Annotated in this window: 13 protein-coding genes and 1 pseudogene; 3 read left to right on the top strand and 11 right to left on the bottom strand. The window is 31.4% G+C overall.

The window, feature by feature from the left end; all coding sequences use genetic code 11:
- Window positions 1-7: 7 nt before the first annotated feature.
- Window positions 8-820 carry an HAD family hydrolase gene (locus tag B5E48_RS06160; protein WP_087304455.1) on the top strand — a complete coding sequence of 271 codons (813 nt, stop codon included), beginning with the start codon at window positions 8-10 and terminating at the stop codon, window positions 818-820.
- A gap of 74 nt (window positions 821-894) precedes the next feature.
- Window positions 895-1,071 (top strand): hypothetical protein, encoded by a 177-nt coding sequence (locus B5E48_RS13580; protein WP_158095459.1) that lies wholly within the window; start codon window positions 895-897, stop codon window positions 1,069-1,071.
- A 62-nt stretch (window positions 1,072-1,133) separates the two neighbouring features.
- Here B5E48_RS13580 and B5E48_RS06155 read toward each other — a convergent pair whose 3' ends face one another.
- From B5E48_RS06155 to B5E48_RS06110, 10 genes and pseudogenes are all read right to left on the bottom strand, one after another.
- Window positions 1,134-2,096 (bottom strand): alpha/beta hydrolase, encoded by a 963-nt coding sequence (locus B5E48_RS06155; RefSeq protein ID WP_241146936.1) that lies wholly within the window; start codon window positions 2,094-2,096, stop codon window positions 1,134-1,136.
- Between the two features lie 77 nt (window positions 2,097-2,173).
- On the bottom strand, window positions 2,174-2,923 hold the full coding sequence (locus B5E48_RS06150) for a cell division protein FtsQ/DivIB (protein WP_087304453.1): 750 nt from the start codon (window positions 2,921-2,923) through the stop codon (window positions 2,174-2,176).
- Window positions 2,924-3,071: 148 nt separating this feature from the next.
- Window positions 3,072-3,327: pseudogene (locus B5E48_RS06145) on the bottom strand (transposase); the annotation flags it as partial.
- A gap of 351 nt (window positions 3,328-3,678) precedes the next feature.
- On the bottom strand, window positions 3,679-4,446 hold the full coding sequence (locus tag B5E48_RS06140) for an anti-sigma-I factor RsgI family protein (RefSeq protein ID WP_087304452.1): 768 nt from the start codon (window positions 4,444-4,446) through the stop codon (window positions 3,679-3,681).
- Window positions 4,446-4,922: an RNA polymerase sigma factor gene (locus tag B5E48_RS06135; RefSeq protein WP_087304451.1), complete on the bottom strand. Its 477-nt coding sequence runs from the start codon at window positions 4,920-4,922 to the stop codon at window positions 4,446-4,448. Before B5E48_RS06135 ends, B5E48_RS06140 begins: the two co-directional genes overlap by 1 nt.
- Window positions 4,912-5,301, bottom strand: a complete 390-nt coding sequence (locus tag B5E48_RS06130) for a hypothetical protein (protein ID WP_087304450.1) — start codon at window positions 5,299-5,301, stop codon at window positions 4,912-4,914. Before B5E48_RS06130 ends, B5E48_RS06135 begins: the two co-directional genes overlap by 11 nt.
- A gap of 218 nt (window positions 5,302-5,519) precedes the next feature.
- Window positions 5,520-7,085 carry an ABC transporter permease/substrate-binding protein gene (locus B5E48_RS06125; RefSeq protein WP_087304449.1) on the bottom strand — a complete coding sequence of 522 codons (1,566 nt, stop codon included), beginning with the start codon at window positions 7,083-7,085 and terminating at the stop codon, window positions 5,520-5,522.
- On the bottom strand, window positions 7,085-8,206 hold the full coding sequence (locus B5E48_RS06120) for a betaine/proline/choline family ABC transporter ATP-binding protein (protein ID WP_087304448.1): 1,122 nt from the start codon (window positions 8,204-8,206) through the stop codon (window positions 7,085-7,087). The genes B5E48_RS06125 and B5E48_RS06120 overlap by 1 nt, the downstream gene beginning before the upstream one ends.
- Before the next feature lie 165 nt (window positions 8,207-8,371).
- Window positions 8,372-12,592 carry a 2-hydroxyacyl-CoA dehydratase gene (locus B5E48_RS06115; protein ID WP_087304447.1) on the bottom strand — a complete coding sequence of 1,407 codons (4,221 nt, stop codon included), beginning with the start codon at window positions 12,590-12,592 and terminating at the stop codon, window positions 8,372-8,374.
- Between the two features lie 69 nt (window positions 12,593-12,661).
- Window positions 12,662-13,099 (bottom strand): MarR family winged helix-turn-helix transcriptional regulator, encoded by a 438-nt coding sequence (locus B5E48_RS06110; protein WP_087304446.1) that lies wholly within the window; start codon window positions 13,097-13,099, stop codon window positions 12,662-12,664.
- Between the two features lie 149 nt (window positions 13,100-13,248).
- On the opposite strand from B5E48_RS06110, the gene B5E48_RS06105 reads away from it, so the two are divergent.
- Complete coding sequence (locus B5E48_RS06105) at window positions 13,249-14,565, top strand: amidohydrolase (RefSeq protein ID WP_087304445.1); 1,317 nt, start codon at window positions 13,249-13,251, stop codon at window positions 14,563-14,565.
- A 17-nt stretch (window positions 14,566-14,582) separates the two neighbouring features.
- Here B5E48_RS06105 and B5E48_RS06100 read toward each other — a convergent pair whose 3' ends face one another.
- Window positions 14,583-16,076: an ATP-binding protein gene (locus tag B5E48_RS06100; protein ID WP_087304444.1), complete on the bottom strand. Its 1,494-nt coding sequence runs from the start codon at window positions 16,074-16,076 to the stop codon at window positions 14,583-14,585.
- Window positions 16,077-16,421: the final 345 nt, after the last annotated feature.

The following is a 16,421-nucleotide window of genomic DNA, read 5'->3' as shown; positions in this document are numbered from 1 at the left end:
TCTTGTCATGAATAAAAAACTATTATTATTTGATGTAGATGGAACCTTAGTGAGTTATGATGGTATTGTACCTCAAAGCTGCAAAGACGCTTTAAAGCAGGCAAAAGATCATGGACATTATGTTTTTGTCGTTACGGGTAGAACGAAAAATAGAGCAACTGTTGGAAACATTGAAGTGAGTGGTATGATTTGTGGAAACGGTGCTTATATTGAATGTGAGGGAAAAGTTTTAAAAGATCAGAAGCTATCTTTACAACAAGTCATCGACATCACTGATTATTTAGATCAACATGACTTATGTTATTTTATGGAAGGTAATGATGGACTTTATGGTTCTCATGATTTTGAAACCAAAGCTGTACCTGCCTATCAAAAATATGGTCATGGAGGAACACCTCGCATTAGAGACATCTATCCTATGATGGAATTTCCTCAAAGTATGCATCAAGAAAACATCACAAAAATCAACTATGTTTTAAATAGTTATCAAGATTATTTAGATTTTAAAAATCATTTTCCACAGTTTCAATGTCTCACTTGGGGTGGACAAGGTGAAGAAGCCTTATTTGGTGATTGTGCTTTGCCAAATATTGATAAAAAAACAGCTATTGAGCAATTAATTCATTATCTACAAATTAATAAGCAGGATATTTATGCTTTTGGAGATGCTGAAGTGGATATGCCAATGTTTGAATGTGCTGGTACAAGTATTTGTGTAGGCAGTGGTAGAGAAGCAGCTAAACAAGAGGCTGACTATATCAGTGATGATGTTAAAAATGATGGAATTGCCAAGGCTTTAAAACATTTTCATATCATTTAAAAAAACTTGTTTTCTAACTTGAAAGTGCTATGATAAAAGTATAAGATATGATAAATTTTAAAGGAGGCGGCAATATGAGAACAATCTTAGGTCAAGTCGTTTATCCATCAATGATTCAGGCAAGGCCAATCATTGAAATTCAATTAAAAGAGGATATTTCTCAGTATATTATTCCTTCAAAATTAATCCTTACAAACAAAACAAAGAAATCCCCTCTTTTTCAACATGACACTATAAAAATTTCAAAATAATTTATCATATCTGTTCATATGAAAAATTTCGTTGTTTAAAGCAACGAAATTTTTTTACTCTTTTAAAATATATTTTCATCAATAAATGTAAAGACTTTGTCCCAATAAGCCTCAACATCATAATCTTTTGATTGAGCATGTCCTGCCTCATCTACAATATATATATCCTTTGTTGTTGGATAAGCCTCATAAACTTCATAAGCCATTTGAACTGGCACAAAATCATCTTTTCCGCCATGAATAAACAACATTGGCTGATTTGCATTTTTCACTTGTTCTATACTTGAAGCTTCTTTAAAATCATATCCTACCTTGATTCTGGCTAGAAAATTAGAAATATCTAAAACAGGAAATGTTGGAAGTGAAAAACGTTTATCGAGTTCACTTGCAAATATATCCCATACACTTGTATAACCACAATCTTCAATATATCCAACGACATTTAAAAGACGATCTCCTGAAGCCATCATAACAGTAGCTCCACCCATAGATACACCATGTAAAAGAATCTGTGCCTGAGAATCTCTATTATTAATCCAATCTACCCAACAGGCAATATCATCTTTATCTAACCACCCCATTCCAATATATTCGCCTTCACTTTTTCCATGAGCACGATTATCTGGCAAGACAACATTATATCCATTTTCGTAATAAGTAGCTCCATAGGACATCATTTCTTCATTGCTTGATTTATAACCATGAATCAAAATGACCCACTGATGAACATTATCATGATCTAGATACTGTCCTTTCAATCTTAATGAATCATCTTGACTTACAATCATCGGTCTTGTTTTATTTTCAAAATCCACACCTTTTATAAATTCAGCATCAGCATTGTCATCAATCTGTTGTTGAACATCTCCTGTTAATTGAATTTCATCTTCCTCATCAACCACTCTTTGATCAGATTCACTTGCTGGTGATAAAGCATAATTTACAAAATACGTTCCTACACTATAAGCTCCACTTAATAAAATAGCTATAATGATAAAAGCAATGATAAATCCTCTTTTTTTCATTATCTTCATTCCCTTCATGTTGGCTTTATTGTACTGAAAAAATATGGACTCTTCAAGAAAACCACCAATATTATATTTTATTTTTCATATTTTTTTATATACATATACTTACCTTCAAAGCTATATATTGTATTTTGAGGATTTTTCAATTTATATGCAGCATAATGAAAAGAATCTTCAGACAATCTTTGATCTATTTGAGAAATATTTATTTTAATGAAATTATGATCATACATATAAAACTCTATTAAATCTTTATCATAACGATCTCCACAATAGTGAATTTCACTTGTTTCATTTAAAACTATATCAGAAACATTATGTAATGAATGACCCAATTGACTTAACATCTCTGTACTTTGAAAATCACTACATTGAATCAATGATGATGGTATTTGTTTGGTTTGATAAACTCCACCTAATTTATTAATAAGGTAATTTTTATTTTGAATCTTAGCATAACATAATGGCTGAACTTCTTGAACATGCACTTGTATATTTCCCATAAAATCAATATCAACAAGAATATTTTCAAAACGTTTCATTTCTTCTATATCCTGAACTATATTGTCCTTAGAAAATAACATATCTATCCATGTATAATCTCCCATATATCCTGATAGCTGTTCACTTATTTGTTTTTCCAATCCTGCATCATTGACACCTATGACATGAATTGTTTTAATTTTCATAATATCAGACAATAAAATGAAAAAAACAAATCCTATGATTCCTAACACAAAGAATAATCTTATCACTTTTATTCTTTTCTTTTTTCTTCTTTTCATCATTAATTTTTTAACCTGATTATCCCTATATTCATCCATCATCTTATCTCCATATCTTTCATTATATAAATAATATCTATAAAAATAAATAATAAATATCCACAAGCTCAGCTGGTGTTTTTTCTTGTGCGGGCAAGCCCTGGGCTGAAGCCCCTTCATTTCATGCGACCTATCCCTGCCTCTTGCACTATTTCTTGCTGAATGGATCATTTAAGTCCAAACCTAATTGTTCTGCCTCTTTATCCTCTTTCAATTAATTCTTGATATACTCTTGCATTCTTTCCTGCTGTGTCTACATCATATCCTCGACATCAGAAATTTCTTCCTCGATATTGGTATCTCATATTTCCCCATCTTTCATATATTATTTGGCTGCTTTTTCCTTTCAAAAAGCTCATGAATCCTGATATGCTCATTTTTGGTGGTATTTCCAACAGTATATTATTTACAATTCCACTTTATGTGTGATAAACTATGTAAGTCATTTGATTATCCTCCTGTTTTTAGTTTTGCAGTTTCTCAGGCCGCAATACTATTATACAGGAGGTTTTTAACATTATCACTACGCTAAAGCTTTTTCTTGACCCACAGACTATCTATGGGTTTTATTGTATACAATTAATGAAAGTATTAATCAAACTTTCATTAATAACATCAAAACGCTTATTTTTTATTTTAATAATATAAGAATAAACATTTTTAAATGGTAATTATACAAAGAAAAACACCGTCCTGTTTATAATTACTAACGGTGTTTTATAGCTAACTACTATCTCAACAACAAAATATTATGACTATTGATTATCACTTTTCTGATTTGAAGATGAACTGTTTCTGTGTCTGTGATGTTCATTATGTTCATTTTTTAAAGAACTCTCTACATTTTCTCCACTATTTGTTAATTCATTTATTTTTTCTCTAATTTCATGCATTGTCATATTTTGAATTTGATCAATTGTAATGGAAGAATCAAGTTTTTGTAACTCTAAAAAAGCTTTATATTTTCCATATGACAGACCGACTTCATGTGCCGGTTCTACTTCTTTTGAATGGGCATAAAAGCAGTAGGTATTCTGCTCTTGGGATGTACAAGATTGTACATAGGAAAGAATTTCTTCAGATTGTATGCTATCTGCTCCTACAATCGTGATTGTCATAATCTCATCATCAGATAGTAAAGACACAATATCTTCACTTTTTATAATTTGATTTAAAGCTTCATCATAATTCATATACTTGATATCAAGTGAGTCTATTAATGTCTTGCCATCATCATTATATCCTTCTATAGAAATAATATGATTAAAACGATTCACACCTAATTCTATTGATGGATTGATATCTATACTGATTTCCACAGTAGGTGTAAAATATAGCCATTGTCCCCCAACAAATAGAAAGACTATACATACAAGAGCCGATATAAGATATCTATAATTTATAAATCTTGTTTGTTTATAACCTTTTGTTTTTTGAAAAATAAAATCTTTTGTTTTATCTTTTAATGTATTTTCAACGTGAACCTGATCAAAAGCTTCTTTGATTTTATCATTCCTATTCATTATTCATCGCCCCCTAATCTTTGTCTAAGCATTTCTCTGGAACGAGTGAGAAGTGTATAAATTGTATTGACTTTTTTACCTAGAATTTGACTAATTTCTGGGGCGGTATACTCTTCATAGTAATGTAAATAAACAACCTCTCTGTATTTTTTTGGCAATGATAAAACTGCTTCTAAAATTTCTCTATGATCCTCCTGCATTTCTGTTGGTTGTTCTATAAGCTCATCCAATGATGTCACACGGCTACGGAAAAAATTTTTAAGCAAATCTTTGCAAGCATTAATGGTGACACGAATAAACCAGGCTTTTTCATGTTCTTCACTTTCAAACGACACTGAACTCAGTGCATACTTCAAAAAAACAGTTTGAAATATGTCCTCAGTATCAGCATAGTTTTTCAAATATATCATACAAAGCCGCCGAATAGTAGGAGAATATCGTTCAATAGCTTCGATAACCTCTTCTTCACTTCGCATAATGATTTCCTTTGTTTGTTCTGTTACATTCACTATGACAACCATGTCCATGCCTACTCATATATCCATGTCGAGATTGATTATCACAATTTTGATTGGTCGTATAGTTATCACACACACCATTTCCATCAGCATCAATATAATTATTGCTTTGTTTAGATTCACTTCCCTTACCTTGACCAATCATATAGTGATCACAAACATTATCACCATTCGTATCTATAAAGTTAATATTTTGCTTCGTTTTACTGATTTCTTTAACATTCATGATTTTTTCATTTTTGACTGGTTCAGATGCAATTGTGGTTACTGTTCCAACTGATATGATTGAGATGATTGCTAAAATGCTAACTGCTGTTTTTTTGATTTTGAAATTCATAAAATGACCCTCCTATCTCTTAACTTCACCTATAATACGAATGATAAACCTTAATCCATTCATTTTTTAATATTTTTTTAATACATTAAAAATATCTCTATTTCATACTTCCATACATTCTATCATCTCAATATACAAATCAGTTTCTTTCACTCATTCTTCTATTTTTATTATATAAATAATATTTATAAAAATAAATAAAAATGAGCAGGTCTTACCTACTCACTGATTAAATCATTTTCAATTAAGAATTCCCTTGCAACATCACTTGTCTTTTCATTCAACTCATCCACTCTATAATTCAATTCTACCATGACTTCATCACTGAGATAATTTTGAAGTTGATTGATCAGTTCAACAACTTCAGGATACTCCTCGACAACTGTATTATTCACAATTGGTATAGCATGATAGGGTAAGAAGAAATTTTTATCATCTTCTAAAACCTGTAAATCAAACTTCTTTAATAGTCCATCTGTTGAATAAGCATCAATGACATCACATTCATTGTTCATTAAAGCTGTATATCGTGGTGCTCCATCAATAGGAACAGTCTGTTTGAAATGAATAGGATATGCTTTTTGTAATCCTACCCAGCAATCTTCTCTTTCCATAAACATTAATGTTGGTGAAAATGTGAGTTGTTGAGAAACTTTACATAAGTCACTTATTGTTTTGATATGATACTGCTTGGCTGTATCTTTTCTAATCGCAAGTGTATAAGTATTGTTGAAGCCTAGAGAATCTAAAACATTTAAATCATATTGTTCTTTCACCTGTTCTTTGACAGTGTTATAGACTTCATCAACATTTCCATTAGGTTCGTTGCCTAAGACATTACCATAAATTGTTCCTGTATATTCTACATACATATCAATGGATCCCGTACGCAAAGCATCTAAGACAATAGAACTTGAACCTAGAGATAATGACTGTTCCACATCTATGTCTGTATTCCCTTCAATATAATACTTCAACATATAATTTAAAATCTCTTGTTCAGTAAAATCCATGCTTCCAATTCTAATGACTTGACTGCCATTTGTCTTTGCTAAGCCTGTATAAACAAAGCTGGCTGCTAAAGCAAGACATGAAATAACAATGACAACTTTATCCAATATGCCTTTCATTTTGGATCTTGGTTTTGATAATTGGAAACTCTTTGGTGTGACTAATCTCTCTAAAATAGAAAATATATAATCTATAAGTAATGCCAGTAAGCAGGCAGGTATAGCTCCAGCTAAGATTTGAGCATTATTGACAGTTCGAATACCCGCATAAACCAGATATCCTAAACCATCAGCGCCAATAAAAGCTGCCAAAGTCATCAAACCAACCGAACTCACTGCACTGACTCTGACACCAGCCATGATAACAGGTGCAGCTAATGGAATCTGAACTTTATATAAAACCTGAAATTTATTTAAACCAATACCCTTAGCGGCTTCTAAAGTTTCTCCGTTAATATTGTCCAGTCCTGTGACTGTATTTTTAATAATAGGTAATAAAGAGTAAAGTATCACCATGACAATGGCTGGTTTTGTTCCAATTCCTAAAAGAGGAATCATAAAACCTAATAATGCCATTGATGGAATAGCTTGAATAATATTTGCTAATGCCATAATTGGTTTTTTAGATGGCTTAAAATAAGTAATAAAAATACCTAAAGGGACACCTATAATAATCGCAATCAAAATAGCCATGACAGTCAATTGAACATGACCTATTAACAAATCAAAAATCTGCATATAGTTTTGGGAACAATAATCTATAAATGCCTGCATTATTCTCCCTCACTTTCATCATATTTTTTAGAAAGAGTTGTAACCAGGGTACTCTTGGTAATTAAACCTTTTAAGACCCCATCATCTACAACAGGAATTGTATATATATTCTTCTCTTTGGTGATATTTAAAACATCAACGATTGATTCCTGTGAAGAAACTGTGATACATTCCTTTTGCATAACATGACCCACAATTTCATCTTTATTTTTTTCATCAGCTGCATCAGATGCATGAATAACACCTTTAAAATGTCCCTGACGATCTATTACCATCAAACTATCAACGCTTGAATTAAACATCATATTTAAAGCTTTTACACATTTTAAACGATCATAACAGGTAATTGGTCGATCTATCATAATGTCTGCTGCTTTGATTAATTCTGGTGAATCCCAGATACGCTTTTTCCCAACAAAGTTTAAAACAAAGTCATTGGCAGGATGTTTTAAGATTTGTTCAGGTGTATCGTACTGTTGAATTTTTCCACCACTCATAATACATATGCGATCTGCCAATTTGATAGCTTCTGCCATATCATGAGTCACAAACACAATCGTCTTTTGAACACTATTTTGTAATGTCAACAGCTCATCCTGTAATTGATTTCTCGTAATAGGATCTAACGCACTAAAAGGTTCATCCATTAAAATAATATCTGGTTCACTTGCAAAAGCTCTTGCAACACCTACACGTTGTTGTTGACCACCACTCATCTGAACAGGATACTTATCTAAATATTCATCTGGATCTAAACCAACCATATTTAAAACATCTTTCACTTTTTCCAAAAGATGTCTATCATTTTTATTTTTTAACTTTGGAATCAGTTCAATATTTTCTTTCACTGTCATATGAGGAAATAATCCTGTTTGTTGAATAACATAACCAATATGACGTCTTAATTCAATTTCATTTTCCTCACTAATATCTTTTCCATTAACATAAATTGTCCCCTGGCTTGGTTTAATCAACCGATTAATCATCTTTAAAGCAGTCGTTTTTCCACACCCACTGGGTCCAATCAAACAAACAAATTCACCATCATTCACTGTAAAATTGATATCTTCCAATACATGTTTATCTTTAAATGACTTGTAAACATTTTGAAATTCTATCATAAGCAAAACACCTCACTTAAGTATATTTTATATCTTAGATTTGACTCTTATGTGAATTTTTTAATTATTTATATCTTTATATCCTTAAAATATACAGTTTTTTTATTTATATCCTAAATAATAACATAGATATCATTTGAATTTTGACGAAAAAAAGAATATGAATTATGACTTCATATTCTTAAATGCAGTTGAAAGCATCAACTTAATTCTATTTAATTGGTTAACTTCACTCGCACCTGGATCATAATCCACAGCTACAATGTTACTTTGTGGATATTTTTTACGTAAGGCTTTAATAACACCTTTACCTGTTACATGATTTGGTAAGCAGGCAAATGGCTGCATACACACAATATTTGGTGCACCTTCTTCAATTAATTCAATCATTTCTCCAGTTAAGAACCATCCTTCACCTGTCTGATTTCCAATAGAGACAACTTCACTTGCTTTTTTCGCAATTTGATCAATAGGTGTTGGTGGATCAAAACGTTTTGAATCTCTTAATGCCTTAATCATATCTTTTCTTAAGAAATCAACAAACCAGATGGCAAAATTACATAACCATACTGAAGATTGTGAAGCATCAAAATGTTCATGTTCATACCAAGTGTTATAGAAACAATACTGGAAGAAATCAATTAAATCAGGCATAACGGCTTCTCCACCTTCTGATTCAATGATTTTCACAATTTCATTATTGGCAGTAGGATGGAATTTAACTAAGATTTCTCCAACCAATCCAACTCTTGGTTTTTTAATATCTAATAATGGCAATTCATCAAAATCTTTAACAATTTGATAAACATTCTTTTTAAATTCTTTCATGCTTCCATTTTTCACATTTTCCTGACATTTTGCAACCCATGATTCATAAAGTTTATTGGCTGAACCTTTGACTTTTTCATAAGGACGTACACGATAAAGAACGCGCATAAATAAGTCCCCATACATAGCTCCAATAATCGCTTTTTTAGCAATCTTATATGTAATCTTAAATCCAGGATTACTTTCTAATCCAGATAAGTTTGCAGAGATAACTGGGATTTGTTCCATACCTGCATCTTTAAGAGCTTTTCTGATAAATGCAATATAGTTCGTTGCACGACATCCTCCACCTGTTTGAGAGATAATCAACGCCACTTTATTCAAATCATATTTTCCACTATTTAAAGCATTCATCATTTGTCCTACAACCAAAATACTTGGATAACATGCATCATTATTAACATACTTCAAACCTTGTTCAACAGCATTTTTATCTACTGATGGTAAGACTTCAAAGTTATATCCTTCTGAGTTCATAGCTGTTTCAATAAATTGGAAATGAATCGGTGACATTTGTGGACAAAGAATTGTATAACGATCTTCTTTCATCTGTTTTGTAAAAGGTACTTTCACCTGTTCATACTTCTTAGATAAATCAATAATATCTTCTTTCTTTTCAATTGTAGCTTTTAAAGAACGGATACGGATACGAATAGCTCCTAAATTGCTTCCTTCATCAATTTTAATTAAAGTATATATTTTATTTCTTACTTTTAAAATTTCAGCTACCTGATCAGCTGTTACAGCATCCAAACCACAACCAAATGATGTTAATTGAATCAACTGTAAATCTTTTTGTGATGATACAAAAGATGCGGCTTTATATAAACGAGAGTGATAAGTCCATTGATCAACAACACGTAATTTTAAATGTTCTTCATCTAAATAACAAACACTATCCTCACTTAAGACAACAAATCCTTCACTCGTAATTAAATCTGAAATTCCATGATTGATTTCTGGATCCACATGATAAGGACGACCTGCTAGTACAATTCCTTGCATATGATTTTCACGCATATATTCCATAGCGCGTTTTCCTTCGGCACGGATATCCTGTTGACAATGGTCTAATTCTGCATATGCTTTTTCAATAGCATGATGTAATTCCTGATCTGTAATATGAAATTCACTTAATTCTTCTTTTAAAACATGGAACAATGTTTTCTTATTATTTAAAGAAATAAATGGATTTTTAAATTTTATATTTTTCTGTTCAAGATTATCAACATTATTTCTAATCACTTCTGGATAAGAAGCCACCACAGGGCAATTGTAATGATTTCCGGCATTTTCATTTTCTAAACGTTCATAGGCTACTGATGGATAGAAAATAAATGGAACTCCTCTAGCAATCAGATTTTCAATATGTCCATGTGTAATTTTAGCAGGATAACAAGCACTTTCACTTGGAATAGATTCAATTCCTTTTTCATAGATGGCTTTAGATGAACGAGATGATAAAACCACTCTAAATTTCAATTCTGTAAAGAATGTATGCCAGAAAGGATAATTTTCATACATATTTAAAGCTCTAGGGATACCAACGACACCGCGTGATGCATCTTCTATTGGTAAAGAATGATAATTAAAGACACGACGATATTTATAATCAAATAAGTTTGGTAATGATTTAGATTTTAATGGTAAATTAGCTCCTCTTTCACATCTATTTCCACTAATAAACTCTCTTCCATCATTAAATGAAGTAATTGTCAACATACAGTTATTTGTACATTTACCACAATTTTTCATACTATTTTGATATGTTAAATGTTCTAATTCTTCACGTGTTAACAAAGTTGTCCCTTTGCCATCATCTTTTTCTTTCGCAATTGTGGCCATTCCATAAGCACCCATCAATCCTGCAATATCAGGTCTAATGACTTCAATACCTGCTTCTTTTTCAAAAGCACGTAAAACGGCTTCATTATAGAATGTTCCACCTTGTACAACAACATTTTTACCGATTTGGTCTTTACTTCTTAACTTAATAACTTTATATAAGGCATTCTTAATAACGGAATATGATAATCCTGCTGAAATATCTGCTAAAGATGCACCTTCTTTTTGAGCCTGTTTCACTTTTGAATTCATGAAAACTGTACAACGGCTTCCTAAATCAAGTGGATGTTTTGACATCAATGCCATCTGGGCAAATTCATCAATTTCATATCCTAAAGAATGAGCAAATGTTTCAAGGAAAGACCCACATCCAGATGAACATGCTTCATTCAATGTAATATCTTGAATGACTTCATCCTTAATGGTGATAGCCTTCATATCCTGTCCACCAATATCTAAAATAAAGTCAACATCAGGTTCAAAATGTTTAGCTGCTGTGTAATGAGCAATTGTTTCTACTTCACCATAATCCACTTTTAATGCTGCTTTAATTAAAGCTTCACCATATCCAGTGACACCAGTTTTTTGAATATGACATCCTTCAGGAATTAAATCATAGATTTCCTTCATAATTCTAATAATTAAATCTAAAGGATTTCCTTCGTTAGAATTGTAGAAAGAATATAATATTGATCCTTCATCATCAATTAATACAACTTTAGATGTTGTTGAACCAACATCAATACCAACATAAATATTGCCTTGATATTTTTTTAGATTTCTTTTCTTTGTTATTGCTTGAAGATGTCGATCTCTAAATCCTCTTAACTCATCTTCATTATGAAATAAAGGTTCTAATGTATGAGCTGCTTCTGTTCCATTATCTTTTAAAACTTTTAAATCATGAATCAATTGCTCCAATGAAATTGCTTTTTCAACATTTTTCGCATTGAGTGCAGCCCCCATAGCCACAAATAATTGAGAATTATCCGGAAAAATAATATCATCATCTTGAAGTTCTAAAGTTTCAATAAAACGCTGTCTTAATTCACTTAAAAAGTATAAAGGTCCTCCTAAAAAAGCAACTTTTCCTTTAATCGGTTTTCCACAAGCCAATCCACTGATTGTCTGATTGACAACTGCCTGAAAAATAGATGCTGCAATATCTTCTTTTCTCGCACCTTCATTAATTAAAGGTTGAACATCCGTTTTCGCAAAAACTCCACATCGAGAAGCAATTGGATAAATACGCTGATGATTTTTTGCTAATTCATTTAATCCAGATGCATCAGTCTGTAGTAATGTTGCCATCTGATCAATAAAAGCACCTGTTCCCCCAGCACATGTTCCATTCATACGTTGTTCTAACGAACCTTCAAAATAAGTGATTTTTGCATCTTCTCCACCTAATTCAATAGCTACATCTGTTTGAGGAATATATGTTTCTATTGTTTTTGTACATGCAATAACTTCTTGTACAAATTTAATATTTAGTGATTGTGAAATAGATAATCCTCCAGATCCTGTAATAACAGGATAAATCTCTATTTGAGGATATTCTTGATAAATTTCTTCTAATAATGTCAGAATTGTATTTCTAACATCTGAATTGTGTCTAACATAACGAGAAAATAAACATACATCTTTTTCATCAGTTAAATAAGCTTTGACAGTTGTAGATCCTACATCAATTCCTAAATAATATTGACTCATAACACTTCTCCTTTAAACATAACTACTCATAATTACTCTACTATATATTATTTCTACATTATCTTCAAATTATATGCCTGATTTTAATTGTTTAATCAATTGATTCATTTTAGACGATAAACGTAAATATTCTTGTGTATCCTCTTCACCTAAATGTTCTAAAAGCATTTGAAAATAACTTTCAACTTCCTTTTTTCTTTTAGAAGCAAACTGTCTTCCCCTATCTGTAATAAAGACTCTAATCTTTCTTTTGTCTAATGGATCAACTGCTCTTTCAATAAAGCCCTTTTTAGAAAGAGCATTTAATACAGCCGCGACTCTTGATGTATTAATGTCAAAACGCTGACTAATTTCTGAAGCATTGACACCATCATTGTCCATTAAATAAAGCAGGACTGCTCCTTCCCCTCTAGCAATTTCACTGACATCACCATGACAAAACTTAAATAATTGTTCATTTTCTATCATATATCCTATAAGTTCTCTTGCACATTTTCGATAATCCATTTCTATTTACCTCACACTATGAGCATTTTATACAACTTTATCCCATTTGTCAATTTTTTTGTTTATTTGTCTATTTCTTAAAAATAAACGATATTATTTGATGTTCAAATTTGATGTTGATACAATAAAGAAAAGAGGGAGAGATACATATGTATGAAAAAATAAAAGAACTTGCAAAGTTATATTATCCTGATACTGTAAATTGTCGCCGTGATTTACATAAGTATGCTGAAAAAGGCTGGTTAGAAATGCGAACAGCCTGTTATATTGCTTCTACATTAGAAGCTTTAGGATATGAAGTTCTTGTTGGTGAAGATATAATGAAAAAAGAAGCACGTATGGGAGTGCCACCAGAAACAATCTTACATTTAAATTACCATCGTGCCCAAAAACAGGGAGCCAATCCTTATTATTTAGAAAAAGTCAAAATGGGAATGACTGCTGTAGCTGGTGTTTTAAAATGTGGAGATGGTCCGACTCTTGCCTTAAGATTTGATATCGATGCTTTAGGTTTAGTAGAAGAATCTTCTTCAAGTCATTATCCTTTTACACAAGGCTTTGCTTCTGTGCATCGTGGAACAATGCATGCCTGTGGACATGATGGACATACTTCGATTGGACTTACAACTGCTAAAATACTTATGAACATCAAAGACCATTTACATGGAACAATCAAACTTATTTTTCAACCTGCTGAAGAAGGTGTTATGGGAGCCAGAAGTATTGCTGAAAGTGGATTTCTTAATGATGTAGATTATATATGTGCCGCACATATTATGCCACAAGAAAATGAACCTTATGATTTGTATTTTGGCATGGATGAATCCTTTGCGACCACAAAACTTGATGTCACATATCATGGTGTATCTACACACGCTGCTGAATCACCTCAGTTTGGTAAAAATGCATTATTATCAGCAGCCAACTGTATTTTAAATTTACACTCTATTCCACGAAACAGTGATGGACAAACACGTGTCAATGTGGGAACTGTTCATGCAGGTACAGGAAGAAATGTTGTTCCTGAAACAGCCAAACTAGAAATAGAAGTTCGTGGTGTAACAAGCGAACTTAATCGTTATATGGAAATCTATGCCAGAGATATTATTGAAGGTTCTGCGCGTATGCATGATACTGTTGTTGAAATCAAAGAAATGGGTAAAGCCTATGCTCTCAACTGTGATGATGACTTCATGAATACCATTCGCTCTATGTGTCAACAATATCTTCCAGATTTAAAACTACCACCTTATAATTTAAGTCCACTTGGAGGTAGTGATGACTTCTCTTATTTAATGGAAGCTGTTCAAGCTCATGGTGGTAAAGCCACTTACATGAAACTTTTAACGCCTATTACTTCTTCACCTCATAATGATGCTTTTGATTTTAATGAACATGTTTTAGAACTTGGACCACGTATTTTCTCAAGTTTAATCTATTATCTTTCGAACAAAAATAAGGCATAATTTTCTATGCCTTTTTATTATCCATTCACTTTTTTATAACGTTTTCCTTTTGTCACTCCATTATCAATAAGTTTTCCATCTTCTACTAATGCTTTTAATAATATTTGAACACGCCTCTCTTTGATATTTAAAACTTCTATAAAATCAGTAGCTTTATACCAAGTATCTTCCTCCATATAAGATAAAATGAGCTGGTATTGTTTTAATGTTTTTGGAGTTATTTTTTTCTCGCACTTTTTTTCTCGCACTTTTTTTCTCGCACTTTTTTCTGGCACTTTTTTGAGAAATGAAAGTGTTAAAATAGTTCTATCTGGATTCATTTTTTCTTCTATTTTTGGTTCTTGCCAACCCTGTTCTTCCCAGACAGAAAATAATTCTGGCACTCCACTCCCAGCTCTTTCGCCAATTCCAATAAGATTAAACATTTTCATTAAGGCTTTATTTCTTGGATCAGATTCTCCACCTAATTTCATTTGATATTTTCCAACACGAATTGAACCAGGATTTTCAATCATTAAAATATCATTATCCTGCTTAATCACAATACCTCTAGGAATATAAAAATCCGCATTAACCAAACAATTTGCCAAAACTTCACGTAAAGCACGATGAACAGGTGTATCATCTATTCTATCTCCACCAACAATTTTAAATGGTATTTTCACATTACGTATAATTTTATTATAAACCCTAAAATAGAAATCAAATAAATTTCCTGTCCATTCTCCTGACGTAGATTGTAAACGATCCGTCCATCTAATAGTCGGGTCTAACATTTCCCTATAATCAAGGAAATATTCTGGATAGTAATTAACAATATTATATTCTTCACCAAACATGAGTAATCCCGCCACAGTCGGGTGAAATTTTCTATCTCTGCCTATTTTAGCAGCACCTATTTTTAATAAATATTGCTCATCATCTAAATCCATCCAAGGATGAGCCGATCTAAAAACACGGTGTCTGTTTCTATAAGCATGTACTGTTTCTATATCTAAGACTGATAAATCCATATTTTCTATAATAGACATATCCATTGTTTCTTCAACTTGATCTCTTAACATAGCTTTAACTTGAGCTTGAGTACAACGATAATCTCCTGTATGTGTTCTTTTGTAAGTTCCTTTAAACATATCATTATTTATATATACAGGTTTTTGTTCTCTTTTTGCCATAGGCACATGTATCACAATAATCATATCCGTTTCAACTTCATAAACTTTAACATCATCTTCATTTAGAAGATTAATACTCACCTTTTGTGTATTATGAGCTTGATTCCAAAAATCATCCAATATTTTTTCTTTATCAGATATTTTTAAACCTGTTGTTTTCCATGTTCTATCATTCAATTCTTGAATACCAAGAATAATAACACCACCATAAGCATTCGCCATTGCAGAGTAAGATTCCCATAAAGATACAGGCAAACCACCTCTTGCTTTTTTGACTTCTCTACGATTATCTTCTTTATAAGAATCATAATTCTTTATATCAAATAAATCATCCACGTTAGACACTCCTCCTAACAATATTCCTTGATTCATATTATACCTATTTTTATGATGACTTAAAATACTATATTATATAATAATGAGTCTAATTATTTTCTTTAATTCCTTTAATAAAGTGTAAGCATAAAATTCATAATTTATAGATAAAAAATGCATTCATATAAATAATTAAATTTATAGTAAGAGAAGATGCATTTAAGTTAGATAATTTTTATAAAGTTCTATTGACCAATATTGAAAACAGTAATTATCCTAATTATAATATTCATAAGAACAATTATAAAGCATATGAAAAGATAAGCAGTATCATTAGATTTTAATGGTAAAATATTGATAAGGAGA

It is taken from the genome of Massilimicrobiota sp. An105, from assembly GCF_002161155.1.
GTDB lineage: Bacteria > Bacillota_I > Bacilli_A > Erysipelotrichales > Coprobacillaceae > Allocoprobacillus > Allocoprobacillus merdigallinarum.
Note: the sequence above shows the minus strand (reverse complement) of the source record. Positions and strands in the feature narration are given on the sequence as shown.

Coding starts and splice junctions, on each gene's coding strand:
- B5E48_RS06140 (WP_087304452.1), bottom strand. CDS start 4,446: ATGAATAGGAATGATAAAATCAAAGAAGCTTTTGATCAGGTTCACGTT.
- B5E48_RS13580 (WP_158095459.1), top strand. CDS start 895: ATGAGAACAATCTTAGGTCAAGTCGTTTATCCATCAATGATTCAGGCA.
- B5E48_RS06150 (WP_087304453.1), bottom strand. CDS start 2,923: ATGGATGAATATAGGGATAATCAGGTTAAAAAATTAATGATGAAAAGA.
- B5E48_RS06155 (WP_241146936.1), bottom strand. CDS start 2,096: ATGAAAAAAAGAGGATTTATCATTGCTTTTATCATTATAGCTATTTTA.
- B5E48_RS06110 (WP_087304446.1), bottom strand. CDS start 13,099: ATGGATTATCGAAAATGTGCAAGAGAACTTATAGGATATATGATAGAA.
- B5E48_RS06135 (WP_087304451.1), bottom strand. CDS start 4,922: ATGCGAAGTGAAGAAGAGGTTATCGAAGCTATTGAACGATATTCTCCT.
- B5E48_RS06105 (WP_087304445.1), top strand. CDS start 13,249: ATGTATGAAAAAATAAAAGAACTTGCAAAGTTATATTATCCTGATACT.
- B5E48_RS06120 (WP_087304448.1), bottom strand. CDS start 8,206: ATGATAGAATTTCAAAATGTTTACAAGTCATTTAAAGATAAACATGTA.
- B5E48_RS06125 (WP_087304449.1), bottom strand. CDS start 7,085: ATGCAGGCATTTATAGATTATTGTTCCCAAAACTATATGCAGATTTTT.
- B5E48_RS06115 (WP_087304447.1), bottom strand. CDS start 12,592: ATGAGTCAATATTATTTAGGAATTGATGTAGGATCTACAACTGTCAAA.
- B5E48_RS06130 (WP_087304450.1), bottom strand. CDS start 5,301: ATGAATTTCAAAATCAAAAAAACAGCAGTTAGCATTTTAGCAATCATC.
- B5E48_RS06160 (WP_087304455.1), top strand. CDS start 8: ATGAATAAAAAACTATTATTATTTGATGTAGATGGAACCTTAGTGAGT.